23 protein-coding genes are annotated in these 18420 nt (G+C 52.1%); 12 read left to right on the forward strand and 11 right to left on the reverse strand.

What is annotated here, in order from left to right; genetic code table 11:
• The first annotated feature begins 52 nt into the window (after window positions 1-52).
• The 4 genes from EVJ33_RS06670 to EVJ33_RS06685 are packed head-to-tail and all read left to right on the forward strand — an operon-like array spanning window position 53 to window position 1605.
• Window positions 53-580, forward strand: coding sequence for a TetR/AcrR family transcriptional regulator (locus tag EVJ33_RS06670; protein WP_131435610.1), 528 nt, complete (start codon window positions 53-55; stop codon window positions 578-580).
• 1 nt (window position 581) lies between these two features.
• Entirely contained in the window at window positions 582-890 is a 309-nt protein-coding gene (locus EVJ33_RS06675; RefSeq protein WP_131435611.1) for a DMT family transporter, read from the forward strand.
• Window positions 891-903: 13 nt separating this feature from the next.
• Complete coding sequence (locus EVJ33_RS06680; protein WP_131435612.1) at window positions 904-1239, forward strand: DMT family transporter; 336 nt, start codon at window positions 904-906, stop codon at window positions 1237-1239.
• Between the two features lie 24 nt (window positions 1240-1263).
• A complete protein-coding gene (locus tag EVJ33_RS06685; protein ID WP_131435614.1) occupies window positions 1264-1605 on the forward strand; it encodes a nuclear transport factor 2 family protein in 342 nt (113 codons plus the stop codon).
• Between the two features lie 63 nt (window positions 1606-1668).
• Here the strand turns inward: EVJ33_RS06685 and EVJ33_RS06690 are convergent, their stop codons facing one another.
• The 4 genes from EVJ33_RS06690 to EVJ33_RS06705 are packed head-to-tail and all read right to left on the reverse strand — an operon-like array spanning window position 1669 to window position 3738.
• Window positions 1669-2031, reverse strand: a complete 363-nt coding sequence (locus EVJ33_RS06690) for a VOC family protein (protein ID WP_131435616.1) — start codon at window positions 2029-2031, stop codon at window positions 1669-1671.
• Window positions 2028-2801 (reverse strand): ABC transporter permease, encoded by a 774-nt coding sequence (locus tag EVJ33_RS06695; protein WP_131435618.1) that lies wholly within the window; start codon window positions 2799-2801, stop codon window positions 2028-2030. The genes EVJ33_RS06690 and EVJ33_RS06695 overlap by 4 nt, the downstream gene beginning before the upstream one ends.
• On the reverse strand, window positions 2798-3502 hold the full coding sequence (locus EVJ33_RS06700) for an ABC transporter ATP-binding protein (protein WP_131435620.1): 705 nt from the start codon (window positions 3500-3502) through the stop codon (window positions 2798-2800). Before EVJ33_RS06700 ends, EVJ33_RS06695 begins: the two co-directional genes overlap by 4 nt.
• Before the next feature lie 17 nt (window positions 3503-3519).
• On the reverse strand, window positions 3520-3738 hold the full coding sequence (locus EVJ33_RS06705) for a DUF6440 family protein (RefSeq protein WP_131435622.1): 219 nt from the start codon (window positions 3736-3738) through the stop codon (window positions 3520-3522).
• Window positions 3739-3821: 83 nt separating this feature from the next.
• Here EVJ33_RS06705 and EVJ33_RS06710 point away from each other — a divergent pair, with 83 nt between their 5' ends.
• Window positions 3822-4277, forward strand: a complete 456-nt coding sequence (locus tag EVJ33_RS06710; protein ID WP_131435624.1) for a hypothetical protein — start codon at window positions 3822-3824, stop codon at window positions 4275-4277.
• Window positions 4278-4469: 192 nt separating this feature from the next.
• Here the strand turns inward: EVJ33_RS06710 and EVJ33_RS06715 are convergent, their stop codons facing one another.
• Window positions 4470-5186, reverse strand: a complete 717-nt coding sequence (locus EVJ33_RS06715) for a GntR family transcriptional regulator (protein ID WP_131435626.1) — start codon at window positions 5184-5186, stop codon at window positions 4470-4472.
• A gap of 175 nt (window positions 5187-5361) precedes the next feature.
• Between EVJ33_RS06715 and EVJ33_RS06720 the strand changes: the two genes are divergently transcribed.
• Genes EVJ33_RS06720 through EVJ33_RS06740 form a run of 5 tightly spaced genes read left to right on the forward strand, consistent with a single transcriptional unit; the run spans window position 5362 to window position 9307 of the window.
• Entirely contained in the window at window positions 5362-6681 is a 1320-nt protein-coding gene (locus tag EVJ33_RS06720; RefSeq protein ID WP_131435628.1) for a 6-phospho-beta-glucosidase, read from the forward strand.
• Complete coding sequence (gene celB, locus EVJ33_RS06725; RefSeq protein WP_131435630.1) at window positions 6678-7997, forward strand: PTS cellobiose transporter subunit IIC; 1320 nt, start codon at window positions 6678-6680, stop codon at window positions 7995-7997. The genes EVJ33_RS06720 and celB overlap by 4 nt, the downstream gene beginning before the upstream one ends.
• 11 nt (window positions 7998-8008) lie before the next feature.
• Entirely contained in the window at window positions 8009-8326 is a 318-nt protein-coding gene (locus tag EVJ33_RS06730) for a PTS lactose/cellobiose transporter subunit IIA (protein WP_031200063.1), read from the forward strand.
• Window positions 8323-8619, forward strand: a complete 297-nt coding sequence (locus EVJ33_RS06735; protein ID WP_131435632.1) for a PTS sugar transporter subunit IIB — start codon at window positions 8323-8325, stop codon at window positions 8617-8619. Before EVJ33_RS06730 ends, EVJ33_RS06735 begins: the two co-directional genes overlap by 4 nt.
• Complete coding sequence (locus EVJ33_RS06740) at window positions 8612-9307, forward strand: carbohydrate deacetylase (RefSeq protein ID WP_131435634.1); 696 nt, start codon at window positions 8612-8614, stop codon at window positions 9305-9307. Before EVJ33_RS06735 ends, EVJ33_RS06740 begins: the two co-directional genes overlap by 8 nt.
• 33 nt (window positions 9308-9340) lie before the next feature.
• Here the strand turns inward: EVJ33_RS06740 and EVJ33_RS06745 are convergent, their stop codons facing one another.
• Window positions 9341-9901: an AAA family ATPase gene (locus EVJ33_RS06745; protein ID WP_131435636.1), complete on the reverse strand. Its 561-nt coding sequence runs from the start codon at window positions 9899-9901 to the stop codon at window positions 9341-9343.
• A gap of 146 nt (window positions 9902-10047) precedes the next feature.
• On the opposite strand from EVJ33_RS06745, the gene EVJ33_RS06750 reads away from it, so the two are divergent.
• Entirely contained in the window at window positions 10048-12099 is a 2052-nt protein-coding gene (locus tag EVJ33_RS06750) for a C40 family peptidase (RefSeq protein WP_131435638.1), read from the forward strand.
• A gap of 136 nt (window positions 12100-12235) precedes the next feature.
• The gene (locus EVJ33_RS06755) at window positions 12236-13147 is read left to right on the forward strand and encodes a cation diffusion facilitator family transporter (protein WP_131435640.1); all 912 of its coding nucleotides are present in this window, start codon (window positions 12236-12238) and stop codon (window positions 13145-13147) included.
• Between the two features lie 31 nt (window positions 13148-13178).
• Here EVJ33_RS06755 and EVJ33_RS06760 read toward each other — a convergent pair whose 3' ends face one another.
• From EVJ33_RS06760 to EVJ33_RS06780, 5 genes are read right to left on the reverse strand one after another with little or no spacing between them, the layout of a single operon-like run.
• Window positions 13179-13958, reverse strand: coding sequence for a VLRF1 family aeRF1-type release factor (locus EVJ33_RS06760; RefSeq protein WP_131435642.1), 780 nt, complete (start codon window positions 13956-13958; stop codon window positions 13179-13181).
• Window positions 13959-13973: 15 nt separating this feature from the next.
• Window positions 13974-15143, reverse strand: a complete 1170-nt coding sequence (locus EVJ33_RS06765) for a hypothetical protein (protein WP_131435644.1) — start codon at window positions 15141-15143, stop codon at window positions 13974-13976.
• A gap of 21 nt (window positions 15144-15164) precedes the next feature.
• On the reverse strand, window positions 15165-16004 hold the full coding sequence (locus tag EVJ33_RS06770) for a YitT family protein (protein ID WP_131435646.1): 840 nt from the start codon (window positions 16002-16004) through the stop codon (window positions 15165-15167).
• Between the two features lie 15 nt (window positions 16005-16019).
• Complete coding sequence (locus tag EVJ33_RS06775; protein ID WP_131435648.1) at window positions 16020-17138, reverse strand: M20/M25/M40 family metallo-hydrolase; 1119 nt, start codon at window positions 17136-17138, stop codon at window positions 16020-16022.
• Between the two features lies 1 nt (window position 17139).
• Window positions 17140-18267, reverse strand: coding sequence for an AI-2E family transporter (locus tag EVJ33_RS06780; protein ID WP_131435650.1), 1128 nt, complete (start codon window positions 18265-18267; stop codon window positions 17140-17142).
• Window positions 18268-18420: the final 153 nt, after the last annotated feature.

Genomic DNA, 18420 nt, shown 5'->3' on the forward strand with positions numbered 1-18420 from the left:
AGTTTGCTACATTGACTGTACTGACCGTTCAGTATAGTAAGGAGGAAAATCGATGAGTAAGAAACAAGCCCTATTACGGACCGCCGCTGCCATCATCCAACAAGATGGCATTCAACATCTATCGATGGAGCGATTGGCAAAACGGGCCGGTATCACAAAAGGCGGTGTGCTTTACCATTTCGAAAGCAAAAGTAATCTACTTCGACAGATGAATGAGATGGCCATCGCAGAGTTTGAAGCACGGATCAGTCAACATCTGACGGAAGGGCCTTATCCGTTCACACGCGCCTACGCCCTCGCGACCCTCGACTATATGAAAACAGACGATGCAGGATTGACGGCCGTCTTCCTCTCGTCGCAAGAAGACAAGCTGAGCGGTAAACTGTGGGCGGACGCCTCGCTGCGATGGGACGAACAATTTGCCGCTGACGGAGGCGACCCCGACCGCGTGCTCGAGTTACGTCTCTTGTGCGACGGATTTTGGTTCGCACTGACGTACGGCTATAGCGACTCGTTCAAAGACCGGGCTGCTTGTATCATTCGTGACAAGTGCGACGCGTTGTCGAAAGGAACGAGTTAACATGGGCTTCGTCTATTTGATTGGGGCCATCGTCTCGGAAGTGTTCGGGTCGAGCATGTTAAAACTGAACGCGACGTCGACGAACCGACTGCCAATCCTCGGTGTCGCTCTCGGCTATGTGACCGCGTTTTACTTGTTGTCACTCGCCCTCCTATCCATCCCGCTCAGCTTCGCCTACGCGTTTTGGAGCGGGGTCGGCACGGCCGCGACGGCGTTGATCGGTTTTCTCGTCTTTAAGGAGCAAGTCCGAATTCAGACCGTCATTGGCATTGGACTTGTCATCGTCGGGCTCGTCTTGATGAAAGTATGAAGGAGGGACACGCGTGAAAGGGTATATACTTTTACTATTTTCGATTTCGTTCGAAGTGCTCGGCACGTCGATGCTGAAGCTGTCGGACGGCTTCACGAACTTGTGGCCGAGCGTGATTCTCTTGGTGAGTTTCGCCATCTCGTTCACGCTCATGGGCTTCGTCTTGAAGACGATCCCACTCAGCATCGCCTATAGCGTCTGGGCCGGACTCGGTACGGTCGCGACGGGCCTGATTGGGGTATTCGTCTATGGAGAGGTATTGTCGACCGTCAACAGCATCGGACTCATCGTCATAGTGCTCGGTGTCATCGTCATGAATGTCGGGAAAATGAATACGGTACACGGCTAACATTGTTAGAAAGGAGTGACGTGCATGCTCGCACCATTGATCGAAGAGAAAGAACGGCTGTTGTTGACGACTGCCGTCCGGACGTCGCCAGAGCGGTTGCGTGAACTGTTGACCGAAGACTTTTTTGAAATCGGGAGCTCCGGTCGCGTCTTATACAAAGCAGATGACACGAATACGATGGATCTTGGAGAGGTTGACATCACACTCTCCGACTTCAACCTCGAGGTCATAAGTGATGATGTCGTTTTGGCTACGTATCGGACGGAAAACCATCAAAGCGGTCGCGCCGCTCTCCGCAGCTCGATTTGGGTCAAGATTGACGGCATTTGGAAGCTGCGGTTTCATCAAGGCACGCCTGCACAGTAACGACGGAACAGTTCGGCCTCTCATAAGCCGACAAAGGGAGCACCCACTGGGCGCTCCCTTTTCTCATATCGCCTGAATCATCTCGACTCGGTTGCCAAACGGGTCGCGGAACTCAAACCGATTGAAACCAGGGATTGGAATCCCTTCAATCCGCTCGATTCCTTCTGCTTCGAGTTTTCGTCCCCACTTCGCTAAATCCGTCACCGCATAGGCGACGTGTGCTTTCGTCTTCATTCGGTCGACTCCGTCCTCGGTACCGACATGGACGCTTTGGTCGCCGACTTCGAGCCAAAATCCACCTCGACCTTGAAGCGACTCCGGCTTGTCGATTTCACGAAGTCCGAGCACTCCGCAGTAAAACGCCCGCGCTCGCGCCTCTTCACCTTTTGGGATTGTCATTTGTACGTGATGAATGCCTGTAATCATGTCGTTTCCTCCTTCCGATACGTCAATCCGATAAACTGCAGTTTTTGGTTGAACAGACGTGGATATGCCAGGTAGCCGACCATGACGGCTGAAATCGTCGCCGTCGTTAAAATGAGGAACAGGATGAGCAGTTGGTACAGCACCGCTTCCATCGGATCGGACCCCCCGATGATGAGTCCACTCATCATACCCGGGAGTTGAACGAGCCCCATCGTCTTCTGCGCCTCGACAGTCGGAATCATGCTCGTCCGGATAGCGTTCTTTAAACTCCGCTCGATTGCGATTTTCGGTGCCCCGCCCATCGACAAGATCAGCTCGATGACTTCGTCACTCCGCTCGACCTCGTCTTTAAACTTGTTCAAAAATAAGAGGGACAACACCATACAGTTGCCGATGACCATCCCACTGATTGGGATGACTTTCTCCGGCTCGAACGGGATGATACCGAGCCCAAGCATGAGGCCCATCGTCAACGCCTCGACCGTGACGAGCGTGAGAACGATGATGCCCGTGATCCCCGGAATCCCATCGCCTTTCTTGATGATGTTTTGCGTCGCCGCCCCGATCATCAAGAGAATCATAAGCAACATGAAGACCGGGCTATCGCTCTCGAAGACAAACGTCAAGATGTAACCGATGATGAGCAGTTGGACGATCGATCGCACCGTCGCGATGACGATGTCTCGTTCGAGTCCGAGTTTTAAATAAATCGCCAGTCCGAGCGGAATCGCCACGAAAATGAGCGACGTCATCAATTCAACGAACGTCATAGCTCTTCCCCCCTGACGAAGCGCCCGATCATCGGATTGTCCGACGTGTCGATGAACGATGCGTCCCCGAACTCGATCAATTCCCCGTTACGTAAAAACCACATGTCGTCACTGACCCGCCGTGCTTGATCGAGGTCATGAGTGATCCAAATGACGGTGACGCCAAAGTTTTTTTGGAGCTTGAGAATGAGCCGCTCGATTTCTTTCATCGTCCGATAGTCGAGGCTCGCCGTAATCTCATCTAACAGCAACACATCCGGCTTATTGACGAGCGTCCGGGCAATCGCGACCCGACTCCGTTCCCCACCCGACAACGTCTTAACGGCTTTATCGAGCATCGCGTCGTTCAAGTCGACACTACGGAGCAACTCCTCGGCCTTGCCTCGGTCGAGTGCCTCGCCGAAGATCGCTTTCGGCAAATTCAAATTGTCATATACGGTCCCGTCAATCATCGGGGCGCTTTGAAATGCCATCCCGATCTGTTTCCGGAGCGCGATGATGTCGATGTCTCGAATGTTCTCACCTTTGAAATAGATGTCACCCGCATCCGGCGACAACAGCCCGTTAATATGTTTCAAACATGTCGTCTTCCCGGCTCCGCTCGGTCCGACAAACGTCGTGATGCGTCCTTCACGAAAGTAACCGGTGATGTTATGTAAGATGTCGTTGTGACTCACGTCTTTGAATTCGATGATGTGCATGCGTCTTCAATCCTTTCTCAATCTGTTGACACGTCGTCGACCACGACGTCCCCGTTTGGATCCAGCAACGGCGTAATACCGCCACCTGTCCCGACCCATGTCTGGACGTAGTTCACGCCAGTCGCCGTGTCGACGATGATGGTGATTTGTCCGAATTCTGGCAACTGTTCCGTCAACTTGACGTGAAACCGTTTCGATCCTGCCGCCGCTTCTGCTGTTTTCTTTTTGAATAGCACCGTATCCCGCCTTTCCCTAGTTACTTCTCATCATATCTTTTATAATCGAAATGATAAAACAAATACCTTCTCAGAGGTGCATCGTGAAAACATATGACAAAATGCTCGTCGCCATCCATGAACCTGACTGGAACTGCCATGCTGATAAAGGGGCTTGGCTCTATGTCGCGCAACCGAAAGACACAAAAAAAGGATTGTTCCGCCTTCCAAATTACATTTACTATTTTGTCTCTGTAGATGAAAAAAGAATGCCGTCCGAGTATGGGGTTGTCAAAACGATTTCACCAAGCATCACCGCAAGAGATCTTGCCGAAGCTGACTACGTGAGCCGAAACAAAGACTTCTCCTCGATCACTGAAGAAATCATCGAGGAATATGAACGATTTTTAACGACAATCAACGCTCAACCAGAACATACGCCAATGGCCGTCACGTGGTTCGAAAAGCTGTTCCCGATAAAAGAAAAACGCTTGAAAATTCATAAGAAGTTTTTCAGCGGTCTTACAAAAGAAGAGAAAGCTGAACTCTTTGAAAACTGATTTCATTTCATACCTGATTTGTGAGTAATTTTGTTCGAAGAAAGAAATAATCTTGTCTACATGAATCATCTATCTGTTCAACCTATTTATTCAAGTCAAATATGAAGAGCCTTGTACACATTCTAACCTCGAATGTATATAAGGCTCTTTTTGTAAATACCTGAAAAAAACACGCCAATCTCGGCGTGTTTTTCAGGAGTAACTCCGCTCGATGACGAAGCTCGTTTTATCCCCTCTAAAATAAGACCGTGAATACTCAATTGTTATCCCTGATACATCCTCGGTCACCGTCTCGATATAGAAGCACGGCGTGCCGAGCGGACAGTCGAGTAAGTTGCTTACCCGCTCATCGGCGAGTGCGATCTCGAGTGACTCGGTCGTCTTGGCGACGTGAACGTCGTGCACTTGCGACAGCGTTTGGAAGAGCGAGTGCTCGGCCTGGTCTTTCGTGATACCGGGCGCGATCTGCCACGGGATGAACGACACCTCGTACTGTGTCGGCTCCCCGTCGGCGTGACGGATTCGCTCGATCTTTTGAATCGGCGCTTGTTCGTCGAGCGTGAACACGTTCGCGAGCTGCGCGTTCGCCGAGACGACGGACAACTCGATGAGCGATACTTGCCCACGTTTCCCTTGGACGGCGAGCTGGGCCGCGTAATTGTTCGGCGTGTGCGACAACGTCTGTCGCACTTTTTTTCCGGCGACGAACGTGCCGCGCCCTTGTTGGCGGACGAGATACCCTTCGGTCGTCAACTGATTAAGAGCGCCGCGTACGGTCGTCCGGCTGACATCGAATTCTTCGCATAAGGCGTACTCGGTCGGGAATTTCTCCCCTTCTGTATAATGGCCGCTCTTGATGCGGGCTAGTAACTCTTCTTTAATTGCGGTTTGAAGCGTCGATTGCGACATGCTGTCACCCCTTCTATCATCCTTCTTTCCTTTATTGTGATACAGGAAACATACAAATGCAAATACAAAAAACAATTTGTATTATTTGTACTTTTTATATTGCGACAAGTTGTATCATTTGTTATATTTGTTACAACAAAAAGAAATCGCTTTCACAAAAGGAGGAGTTGGCACTATGGCAGTCAAGGTTGTCATCATCGGTGGAGGTTCGAGTTATACCCCCGAAATCATTGAAGGATTCATTCAGCGGCAAGCGACGTTCCCGGTTCGGGAGATCGTCCTCGTCGACATCGAGGAAGGGAGGGAAAAATTAGACATCGTCGGCCGTCTCGCCGAACGGATGATTCAAAAATCTGGAGCGGACATCTCGCTCAGTTGGACACTGAATCGAAAAGAGGCACTGCACGGCGCGGACTTCGTTTCGACACAGATTCGCGTCGGCGGTTTGAAAGCTCGTGCCTTGGATGAACGTATCCCGCTCAAGCACGGCTTTATCGGGCAAGAGACGAACGGTGCCGGCGGCTTGTTCAAAGCGTTCCGAACCATCCCCGTCTTAATCGAACTCGCCAATGAGATGGCCGAGATTTGCCCGGACGCCTGGCTCGTCAACTTCACGAACCCGGCCGGCATCGTCACCGAAGCCGTGTTAAACCATTCAGCGCACAACAAGGTCATCGGTGTCTGCAACATCCCGTTCAATATGCGCAACTCGGTCGCTGAGATTTTAGACACACCGGTCGAACACGTCGCGATCGAATTTATCGGATTAAACCATTTCGTGTTCGGCCGTCACGTCTGGGTCGATGGGGTTGACCGCACGGACCATGTGCTCGCGTCACTGAACGCTGGTACGGATTATTCACCCGCGAACATCGTCGGACTCGGTTGGAGCGAATCGTTCTTGAAGTCGCTCCGCATGTTGCCGAACCCGTATCACCAGTACTACTTCCAGACGAAGGACGTGCTCGCGAAAGACTTAGCGGCATACGAACAGAACGGGACACGGGCCGAGGTCGTTCAACAAGTCGAGTCGCAACTGTTCGAGAAGTACAAGGACATCGAGCTCGACGTGAAGCCGGACGAGCTCGAAAAACGCGGGGGTGCCTATTATTCGGACGCTGCCTGCAACTTGATGGACTCGATCTATAACGACCGTGGTGATATCCAAACCGTAAACACGCTGAATCGAGGCACAATCCGCGATTTACCAGACGACGCGGTCATCGAAGTGAACGCCGTCATCACGAAGTCGGGACCGCGTCCAATCGCCATCGGGTCGCTCCCGCTCCCGATCAAAGGACTCATTACCAATTTGAAGACGTTTGAACAACTTGCGATTCAAGCGGCGATCTCGGGTTCATACCATGACGCCTATCTCGCCTGCTTGATGAACCCGCTCATCCAAGATGAGAAAAAAATCGATCCGCTTCTTCGTGAGCTATTCGATGCACATGAAGCGTACTTACCACAATTCCAGAAGGAGGTTTATTCGTGAACAAATTTATCGAAATCGCTGGGCGCATCGGCTCCCAGCGTCACTTGGTCGCCATCCGCGACGGATTCGTATCGGTCATGCCGCTCATCATCGTCGGCTCGCTCGCTGTCCTCATCAACAACTTCCCTGCCATCAACTTAGGTGGCCTCTCGCTCGACTTCGTCGACATGATGAACAACGCCTTCGGTGAAGGCAACTGGCAAGGACTCGGCGGCAACATTTGGACCGCCTCGTTCGCCATATTAGGGCTGTTAGTCGCCTTCTCGATCGGGTATAACTTGGCCCGGTCGTATGGGGTCGACGGACTCGCTGCCGGGATCCTCTCGGTCGCGTCGTACATCATGCTCGTTCCGGTCACCGAGGACTGGGGGCTGAACTTCGCTTGGCTCGGCGCGCAAGGACTGTTCGTCGCCATCATCGTCTCCATCGTCGTCACCGAGCTGTTCCGTTATCTCATCAACACGAAATTGACAATCAAGATGCCGGACGGTGTGCCGGGCGGGGTCACCCGTTCGTTCCAGGCGCTCATCCCATCCATGCTCATCTTGACGCTCGTCGCCGCTGTACAGCTGTTCATGACGCTTCAAATCGAACTCAGTATTTTTGAAGTCATCTTCAAAGTCATCCAACAACCGCTCCAAGGGTTCGGCGATTCGCTCGCGGCCGGTCTCGTCATCGCGTTCTTGAACCATATCCTTTGGTTCTTCGGGTTGCACGGCACGAACATCATCGGTTCGGTCATCGAGCCGATTTATCTGCCGCTCATCGAGCAAAACTTGGCCGCGTTCCAAGCAGGTGCGTCGGCATATGACGTACCGTTCACAGTCACAAAGCCGTTCCTCGATACGTTCGTCTTCATGGGCGGATCAGGTACGACGTTCGCACTCCTGCTCGCTATCTTCATCGTCGTCCGGAAGCAGCGCAATCACCCGTACCACCAAGTCGCGAAATTATCGGCACCGGCTGGACTGTTCAACATTAACGAACCAGTCATCTTCGGTCTCCCAATCGTGTTGAATCCGGTCATGTTGATCCCGTTCATCTTAGTCCCGGTCACGCTCACCATCGTGTCGTACGTCGCCTTGACGACCGGTATGGTACCGAAGACGGTCGCCATCGTACCATGGACGACGCCACCGATCATCAGCGGCTATCTCGTCACCGGCGGTAGCGTCCGCGGCGTCTTGCTCCAACTCGTCAACTTGACGATCGCGACGGCGATGTATATCCCGTTCGTCATGGCAGGAGCCAAGGCGATGACAGCCGAAATCAATAAGAATAAAGCTGAAGTCAACGAAGGAGAGAAAATTTCTTGAAAACTGAAACGATGCAACAACTATCATTCATGATCATCTTGCACGCCGGCAACGCCCGCTCGTCGGCGTTCGAGGCGATCGCTGCCGCCAAGCGCGGTGAAGTGGAAACCGCGGAAGCAAAAATGAAGGAAGCCGATGCGGCGTTTCTCGAAGCACATAAGATGCAGACCGAGCTGCTGCAAGAAGAAGCTCGCGGCACAGCGAGCGACATGAGCGTCTTGCTCGTCCACGCCCAAGATCACCTCATGACGGCGATGACCGTCAAAGAACTCGCCATCGAGATGATTGACATGATCACTCGACTCAATCGATTGGAGGAAACGAAATGAACATCTTACTCGTCTGTTCAGCAGGCATGTCGACATCGATCCTTGTAGAAAAAATGCGTACTGAAGCCGCAAACCGTGGCTTAGAGGCGACAATTGACGCTATCCCGGAATCACGTTTGAAAGAACAAACGAACGTGGACGTCATCTTGATCGGTCCACAAGTCCGCTATCTTGAAAGCAAAATCAAGTCGTCCGTGTCGGTACCGGTCGCCGTCATCGACAACATGGCATACGGCCTCATGAAAGGTGACCAAGTGCTCGATCAAGCGCTCGGTCTCGTCCAAAATGCATAAGACGTTTGTCTTGATCAACGCTGACGATTTCGGACTGACGACCGGGGTGAACAGCGGCATCATCGAGAGCCATGTCCATGGCATCGTCAATTCAGCGACGATGATCATGAACGGTCACGCCGTTGAAGAGGCCGTGGTGCTCGCGAGGCAATACCCTTCCCTACACGTTGGGGTACATCTCGCCTTGACGTGGGGCCGGCCGCTCGCCGAGACGAGCACACCGCTCACGAAAGAAGACGGCACGTTCCGCTACACGAACCGTTTTCTGACCGAAGCGGCGCCAGACCCGGAACTTGTCTATCTCGAATGGAAAGCCCAAATCGAGGCGTTCCGTGCGACGGGTCTTCCGCTCCACCACCTCGACAGTCATCATCACGTCCATGGCTGGCCGGCGATTCAAGACGTCATCGTCCGTCTCGCCGAAGAATATGGCACGACGTTTCGGGCCTTAACGACACTCGACGCACGCCGGGATTTGTGGGTGACCGAACGGTTCAGTGACCTGTTCTACGGTGACGGCGTATCACGAGCGACGCTCAACTCGATTCAACCGGGCGACTCGATTGAAGTGATGGTCCACCCGGCCAATCTCGATCCCGTGCTCCCGAGCGTCACGTCTTACCTCGACGAACGTCTCATCGAGAAAGAACTACTCACATCCTATCAACGCCCCGATTGGTGGGCATAACAAAAACGAGCTCCTTTACGGGGCTCGTTTTCGTTATAGCTGGAAGTGATGTTTGATTCGTTCGGCGACCGTCGCCGCATCGAGATGTGTGTTGTTGATGCGCAAATAGTTGTCGACGTCGAGCTCCCCGTCCTGTGAGTTCAAGCGGTACAGCGTCGACGTCTGCTTCAATTCGCCTTCCGACCAGGCGATGTCCCGCTTCGTCGGCTTATGTGTCAGCCGGTTCTCCGTTTGGTTGCGGATGAGGCGCTCCTCGATGTCCGCCTCGAGCTCGACGTAATAGATGTCGGCCCCGTTCGTCTCGAACAAATCGGTCACTTGTTTGATATACGCCCAATCCTCTTCTAAATCAAACGCCCAGACGAACGTGAAAATCATTCCGTCCAAGTCACTTTTTGCGACTGCTTCAAACAGCTCATGGCGAAACAGTTGGACGAGGCGGCGTCCTTCTTCCGTCCCATAACTAAAGAACGGACTGACGAGGTCAATCGTCATATGGTTATGAAACAGCTTTAAGTCGGTGATTCGTGCGAGCTCTTGCCCGACTGTCATCTTGCCGACGGCTTGTGGACCAAATAAGACTACAAATTTCATTACTCCCCTACTTTCCGAATGCTTTTTGTTATTCTAGCATGCTAAATCGGAGAGAAGATACAATATCCCACTTCATTTTCTAACATTTTCCTTTTCTGAGTCGATATAATAATAAATGAAAACTATAGACCTGAGGTGGCTACATCATGTATCAACGTTTATTCAGTTTGCTTGTCTTATTTAGTTTATTACTGGTGGCTTCCGTCTCTGCAGAAGCGACCACACGCTTAATCAAGGTCGACACACCTCTCCTCGTGTCGATTGAAGACAGCGACAGCTTGGTCACGTTACTGAAAGGCACAGCCGTCACCGTTCTCGATCGGTCCGATACCCATGCCCACATATCAGTAGGTGAACAAAGCGGGTACGTCCCGAACGAGGTCCTCGTCGAATCGGTCACCAAAACCGTCATCTCTGAAACGGACCTACTTGATGAAGCAGGGAATGCAGTCGAATTTTTATCATACGGTGCGACCGTGAGCGTCTACGATTTAGGGGACGAGGCCGAACTTTTACGCGTCGTCGGCGAGACGGCTCGATTCGTCCAACGTGCTGCGCTTGCCGATACGGCGCCTCCGCTTCTTGAGGAGACACGTTATGTGAAATCGAATGCTGACTTGTATGCATCGCCGCGTACGGGTCCCATCGTGGGTCAATTGCCACTCGGACAAACCATCACCGTTTTTGGACAAACGAACGGATATTTCCGCATCCAATCGGGTGAACACTATCGCTATGTACCGGCGCGTGCGCTTTCAAGTCGCCCCGTCAAAACGACGGAACGGTACATCGCAAAAGATACGTCTTTGTACGCAGATGCGACTCAGACGACTCGAGTCGGCATCGTCAAGCGAGGCCAACGCATCAGTATTTACGGCCAGGTTGGAAATCGTTCCCGTGTCTTCGTAAACGGACAATATCGATTTGTTGAAACGAGCCATACGAGCACGAAAAAACCAGCCCCGTTGAAGACCGGCCAGCGCTACATCACCAAATCAACCACTCTTTACAGCGAGTCATTCAAACCCGTCGGAACGTTAAAACGCGGCGCGCTTGTGACGATTTACGGGACGCACGGCAAGTACACGCGCGTATTCACGGGCGGGCAGTACCGATTCGTCTTGACAAGTATGACCAGCACGAAGAAACCCCCGCTCTATGACGCGATGGGCAAACGTTATGTTAAATTCAATGATGTCGACGTGTACCAAACTACATCCACGTTTTCGAAGAAAATCACTCACTTCAATCGTGGGCGCTTGATTGAGACGTATGGAACGAGCGGACATTACACACGCGTCATGATCGGGACAAAGTATTATTTCGTCCCGACGGCATACTTGAGCCTGAATAAACCGCTCCCGAAATCAAAGGTCGGGACCGTGTTCTATACCCAAATCAGTGAGACGCCTTACTTCTCGAGCGATATCGCCTACACTCGCCCAGCCGGTAAGTTAGCGCGCGGTGCCAAGCTTGTCGGCCTTCGCTCGATTGATGACGACTTTTGGCAAGTCCGTCTCGCATCCGGTAAAAAAGTATATGTATTGAACCCGTATATTGCCAAAACGAAACCGAAAGCCGTGGCAAAAAAGGCGGTTTCCGTCAAAGCCCACTACCATACGGTCAAACAAACACCGTTCTATGCGAATCCGTACGATACAAAACCGATCGGCTACCTCGATGCGAATCGACGAATCTATCCGCGCTCCCTTCACGGCGATTCGTATTTGATTCAAGACAGCTGGCGACCCGTTTATGTCAAGAAACAGGCCATCCGGGTCAAGCAAGACCCGTTGTTGACTTTACGAGGTAATACGAAAACCGAGCGCATGATTGCAGCTGCCGCCAAACATCTCGGGACACCATACACATGGGGTTCACAGTCTCCACTCAATGGTGGGTTTGACTGTTCCGGGCTCATTCATTATGCGAGCAACCAAGCCGGTAAGATCGGTGGACGGACGAACGTGAGCGGCTATTGGCATAGCAACCATTTCAAGAATCGCCGGACGAACATCTCGAGCGGAAAACGAGGCGACATCATCTTCTTCCACGGGACGTATCGCAACGGACCGTCTCATATCGGCATCATGCTCGACAACGAGACGTTCATTCATGCCGGAGGCGAGATGCTGCAAATCAACTCGATTCATGATCCGCAGTGGCGACCTCACTTCCTCGGCTACAAATCACTTTAATTCATACACGCCTGTCCTCACACATGAGGTCAGGCGTGTTTTTTGTCGACACTGTATGTTCGAAACATAAGATTGTGTAGAAGCGGGAAAATAGGAGTAGTCGCTATCGTTTGTCCGACTCAAAGGGAGGCCCCATATGCCAAAAGACCCTCAACTCGAGCGCTACGTCTTGCGCGTCTCCGTCATTTGCTCGTTCTTTTTCGCTATCGCCGGCATCGTTGTCGGTTATTGGCTGTCTTCCGCTTTCATTTTATTTGACGGCATCTACTCGTTTTTGAGCGTCATCATGAGCTGGATTTCGCTTCGAGCCGGCGTCTATATGTTGACGACCGACAAGCGGTTCCCGTTCGGAAAAAGTTTGATTGAACCGCTCATCATCTTGTTCCAGTACGGTGTCCTCTTATACGTCATCGTCGACGCCTTCCTTGGTGCTATCGATGACGTCCGCTCCGGCGGCAATGAACTTGTCCTCGGTGGGGCTCTCGTGTATTTGGCCATCAGCGCCGCATTGACGTACGGCATTTTCCGCTACTTACGAACGTTTCAGATGAAGGCGAGCTCTGGTCTCGTTAGTGCTGAAATTGTTCAATGGCGGCTCAGCTTCATCTTGACCGGTGGGGCTCTCGTCGGCTACTTGATCGCACAAGTGCTCGTCTGGCTGTCGTTCGATGCGATTTCTCCGTATGTCGACCCGGTCATGCTGATTATCATCACACTCTGGCTCGTCAAGACGCCGCTCATCGAGATGTGGACTGCAATCAAAGAGTTGATTGGGATGAACACGGAGACGCCGTACAGTAAACAAATCACACTGACCATCCTACAAGTCGCCCATCACTATGACGTGTTGAAAACGTACGTGCGAACGACCAAGTCTGGTAACATGCTATTCATCGAGATTGACCTCGTTGTCCCGAAAGATTATCAGTATGACAAAATCGCCGAACAGGACCGCATCCGTCAAAAGATCGAAGATGCGCTCACGTTCTTACCGTATGAGAAATGGCTGACAATCTCCTTCACGCAAGACAACCGTTGGGCCGAATGAAAAACGAGCGACACGCAGTCGCTCGCTTCGTTCATGCTTCAAACGCTCGTCGCAATACTTCTTCCTCCTCGGCATGTCCTAAGTTCCGGTTCACGACCCGCTCGACGTCTAGCCCGAGTTCATTTTTTAACAAGTTGGCGCTTCGATCTTGCCCGATGATGACGACTTCACTCCACTTGTGATGCTTATGAAGCGAGCGAATCTCTCCGCCGACGTCCCGATAGAATTGATGGATTTGGTTCTCTTTCCGGCTGTCAAATGAATCAATTTGACTGCTTGACGACGCTCTCCCGCCGGCACCGCGTCCTTGGTATCGTCTCCATTGGTCAGTGTCTAAATCAAGATCGAACACGACGACGTCCTCGACTTCACCGAGTCTCGTATCGTACACCGTAATGCTATCGAGCTGAGCAAGCAAGATGCCCGTGTTCGGGAACTCAGCGTCGAGCTTCTCGATTTGATCTAATTTCGGCTTGTCCCCGTAATGAAAATCGTTGTCGACATCGAGCTGTAGAAAGTGTAGTTCGAACAATCCGTCATTCCCTTCCGCAAATAAGACGATGCTGCGCAACAACTTATGTTCGTTCCCTAAAATTTCTCGCTCGGCCCGGTCACGGAGCTGTTTGAACGCTTTCCGTTTCGATTCGTCCCCGCTCGCTTCGACTTCTTGCTCGAGCCGGCGCAACTCGTTTTTCAAGTTAATCTCCCATTTGTCACGCTCACTCGGTTTGGTGCTCAAGTAAAGACTGAGCACCCCCGCCTCCGCATTATGAAGCTGCTTGATTTTGCCTAGTTCGGTTGATAATGCCATGTCGTCTCCTCCTTCTTAATAAATGAAAGCAGCAAGTATCCCCGTGATAAACACGGATGTAATCGTCACCGTCGAGAACCCGGCGACAATCATTTTCGGTAAAATCTCATCCTCGATGATGTGCACCTCCTCTTCCGTCTCCCCGATACTCTTCGCCGCCTCCTCGCTCAAGATGAGCGTCCCCGGGAATCCATAAAGTGCCGTCAACCCAATCGCCATCGACATCTCTTTCGAATAGCCGAGGAAGCGTCCGACGATGAGTGCGAACAATAGTAGTCCGGACACACCGAGGATGAACGAGATGGTGATCGGCACAATCAAATCGAACAAGGCGCTCGGTGACAGCGTCGCGAGCGGACCGAAGATGATGAGAAGAATCGCAATCATGATGAGACCATAGGCATCGATGCCGTTCAACGCGTTCGCTTTCAAAATCTTGAAGCGACGCAACACGATTCCGAGAATCAAGGCGATGACGAACGTATTCAAGTAACCGTTCGTCCACCCGCTCAAGACGGTCGAGATAAGGACGACAACCCCCATGACGAACAGCGTTCCAGCCGTCGTGTGGAACGGTGCCGGTAAAATCGAATCGTCGGTTTCGTCATGGACGACCGCATGTTCCTCAGGTGTGACGAGTGTCCCATCCCGATGCGCCGTCCGAATGCGCCGCGCCTCTTTCCGTAAGATAATCGACGTAAGTGGAAAACCGATCAACCCTTGCGTCGCCGCAATCAAAACCGGAAAGACGGCGACCGAGACGAGCCCGGCGTTGACGGCGGCGTCTTGGACGAGAATGATGGAGATCGTCCCGCCACTGATGGCCGCGATGGCACTCAACACATAATTCGTATCAAGGAAAAACTGGCCGATCCCATACAGGAAAGCAGCAATCCCAAGGACGGCGGACACCCCGATGACGAACGTCTTCCATTGTCGTTTGAACTCATCGAGACTGATCAGCGTCCCAAGGTGGACGATGACGAGACCGACGACCGTCTGACCGAGTGCAAGTAACGATGATGAAGGCAATAAATCTTCCGGGAATAGTCCGGATTTGAATCCGATGAGAAAAATGACCGAGGCGACGAATAGAGACGACAGGAGCGCTTTCGTCTTCTTAGAGACGTAGTCGCTAATCGTCCAGATGAGCATGACGATCGTGAAGGCGAGTAAGGAGTTCATGAGGGGCTCCCCTTTCCAAAGTTAGACACGCGGTTGGTAGCTGAAGCCGAGACCGTGAACATCAGCGACGTTATAGACGATCATGAACGAATGTTGATCGATGGCGTTAATGGTTTTGAGTGCCGTCTGGTATTCATTCCGGGTCAATACAATCATCAACATCTCCCGATTCTCTCCTTGAAAACCTCCTCTCACGTCAAACACGGTAATGCCTCGGTCGACGTCACGATACAACGCCTGTTTGATGTCATCGAGATGCGACTCGCTCATAATGAAAATCGCTTTCTTCCGGTCAAGTCCGAGCTCGATATATGCCATGACCGCCGACGTCAAAATAATTGACGCGATGGCGTACAGAAACGACTCGATTCCGAAGACAAACAGGCTCGAGAAGACGATGAGCGCATCGGTCAAAAAGAAGCCGATTGCCGTGTTCAACCCGGTGTATTTGTGAAAGATGAGCGGCGGAATGGTCGTCCCACCACTCGAGGCGCCGATTCGATACAGCATGGCGACAGCGACGGCAAATAAGATACTGCCGAACACGACCGAAAAGAATCGGTCTGACGTGACCATATATTTCGGGATGACGGCGAGCACAATCGGTAAAAACAGACTGCCGAGCAACGTGTTATAAAATACTTTCTTGCCAAGAAAGATGAACGCCAAGATGAGCAGGACCCCGTTCAGGACGGATACGACAATCGAACGATCGATGTCGAGTACTTCTTCTAAGAGAATACCAATCCCGGTTACGCCGCCTGCGGCGATATCGTGAGGTCCCAAAAACAGATTGATGGCTAACCCGATGACGATAATGGCAGCGAGAATCACTGCCACATCACTTATTCTTTTTCGCATCACAACCCCTTCCTCTCACGATTGGAACGTCTGCATCGTCTCGATGACTCGGAGCACGAACGTGACACTATCCTCTAGTTCCGATAGGGGGATGGACTCATCGATTGTATGAATCGCTTCGTAACCAATCGACACATTCAGCGCAACCTTCCCGAACTCGTTGAATACATTTGCGTCACTCCCACCGCCGCTATGCTCAAAGCGGACGGGGAATGACTCACGCTGAAGCGCATCCGCCACATGAAGGACGAACGGTTCGTCTTCCTCGAACCGATAACTCCGAATCATCTGTTTTTGCTTGATGTCGAGCGTCCCGCCATATTTTTGTGCCGTTTGTTCGAATGTTTCGACCATGTGCGCAACTTGCTCGACGCAGGCATCGTGATCGAGTGACCGCGCCTCACCGACGAGCGTCACGTGTTCCATGACGACATTGCTACCGGTACCGCCCGAGATTGTTCCGATGTTCGCAGTCGTCTGATCGGTGATACGTCCGAGCTTCATATGATGAATCGCCTCGGCCGCGATGACGAGCGCCGAGATTCCTTTCTCCGGTTCGAGTCCAGCGTGGGCCGCCTTTCCATGAATCTCAATCTGAAGGCTGAACATACTCGGTGAACTTAAGATGATGCCGCCGACCGATCCACCGTTGTCGAGGATGAGCCCATGTTTCGCCTTAAGTGCGGACATGTCGAGCGCTTTCGCTCCGAGCAAGCCCACTTCCTCGCCCGGCGTCAACACGAGTTCAATCGGCCCGTGCCGCACTCTCGTCTCGTTCAAACGTTCGATGACCTCGAGCATGATGGCAATTCCGGCCTTATCATCGGCTGCGAGAATCGTCTCTCCTTGCGAGTAGATGACACCGTCCCGGACCACGGGTACGATGCCTTTCCCTGGTGCGACGGTATCGATATGGGCTGATAAAAATAACGGTTCGATAGACGGATCCCCGTCGAGACGGGCAATCAAATTGTTTGAACCGAGACGGGTCTGTGCTTTCGAGTCGTCTTCGTCGAGTTCGAGGCCGAGTGCATTGAACCGTTGTTTCAAATCCTCTAAAAACGGACCTTCGGCATAAGATTCCGAGTCGATTTGTACGAGTTCCATGAACGTATCAGCAAGACGCGAGGACATATTAGTCGCCCCTTTCGATGGGAAGCTTCGACTGTTTGCGTAACGCATATAATTTTTGTAAATTGAGGAACGTGACTTTTAGGACAGCGTAGAATGGGACGGCGAGCAGCATGCCGACAATCCCGGCGAGACGTCCCGCCACAAGCAGGACGAGCGTGATGGTGATGGGATGGACCCGAAGTGACTTGCCTTGGACGAGCGGTGAGATGACGTTGGCGTCAAGTTGTTGGACGATGGTGATGGCGATGATGACGTAGATGGCTTTGACCGGTTCATCGATGAACGCGATTAAGACGGCGGGTGCGGCCCCGAGGAACGGACCGAAATACGGGATGATATTCGTTGCGAAGATGAACAGCCCGAGCGGCAGAAAGAATGGCACGTCGAGCAGCCATAGGGCGATGGTGGCGAAGAAACCGACGAACGTACAGACGATGAGCTGGGCCCGGACGTAGCGTTTGATTGTCTCGTGCATGTCATTCAGAATGTGACGGGCATCCTGTTCATACGTCGGTGGAATCCAGCGAACGATCGCACTTGCGAGCTTGCCGCCGTCAATCAACATAAAGACGTACAAGAACAAGGCGATGAACAACGTGAACAGCCCGGAAATCACGAGAGCAAGCAAACGTCCGAGCGACCCGGCGACCGAACCGATGACGACGCCAAGCGCATCGGCCAATTGGCGCACCCACGTCTCGACGGACGTCGCGTTTTGTTCGGCGTACTCACGGAACCAGCTGTACTCTTCGAGGCGAGCGTACAATAACAGGAATTGACGGTAACTCTCTTCGGCAAAGCGCGGGAACGTGTCGAGCAGTGCGAGCAATTGTCGTGTGATGAGCGGACCTAGTGTCAGGACAAAAGCGACAGTCAATAGGAGCAACGAGAGCAACATCGTCAAAATCGCGAGCGATCGGCGCTTGAACTTCACTTCCAACCAATCGACGAGACCGACCGTCAAATAGAATAAGATGCCAGCGAATAAAAACGGGGTCAGGACAGTGGCGAAAAAGATACCGATCGGATAAAACAAGAACTCGACTTGTTTGGCCATGAACACGATCGTCAAGATGAGCAACACCCAAATCCCATTACGAAAGGCACGAGTCGTCCAAAAAGGCTGCATGTCGGTTTCCCCTTTCTGAAACGTTACATTAGTTCTTTCCCGTTTTGAAAAAGTTCATTCCACTCACCTTTCCTGTATGTGCCCCGGTTAAATATTTGTTTACCCCTCCTTCATATGAGGAATAGGCATATCATCTATGTTTATGAAGGAAGG

Origin of the sequence: Exiguobacterium sp. SL-10 (assembly GCF_004337025.1) — a bacterium.
Classification (GTDB): Bacteria; Bacillota; Bacilli; order Exiguobacteriales; family Exiguobacteriaceae; genus Exiguobacterium.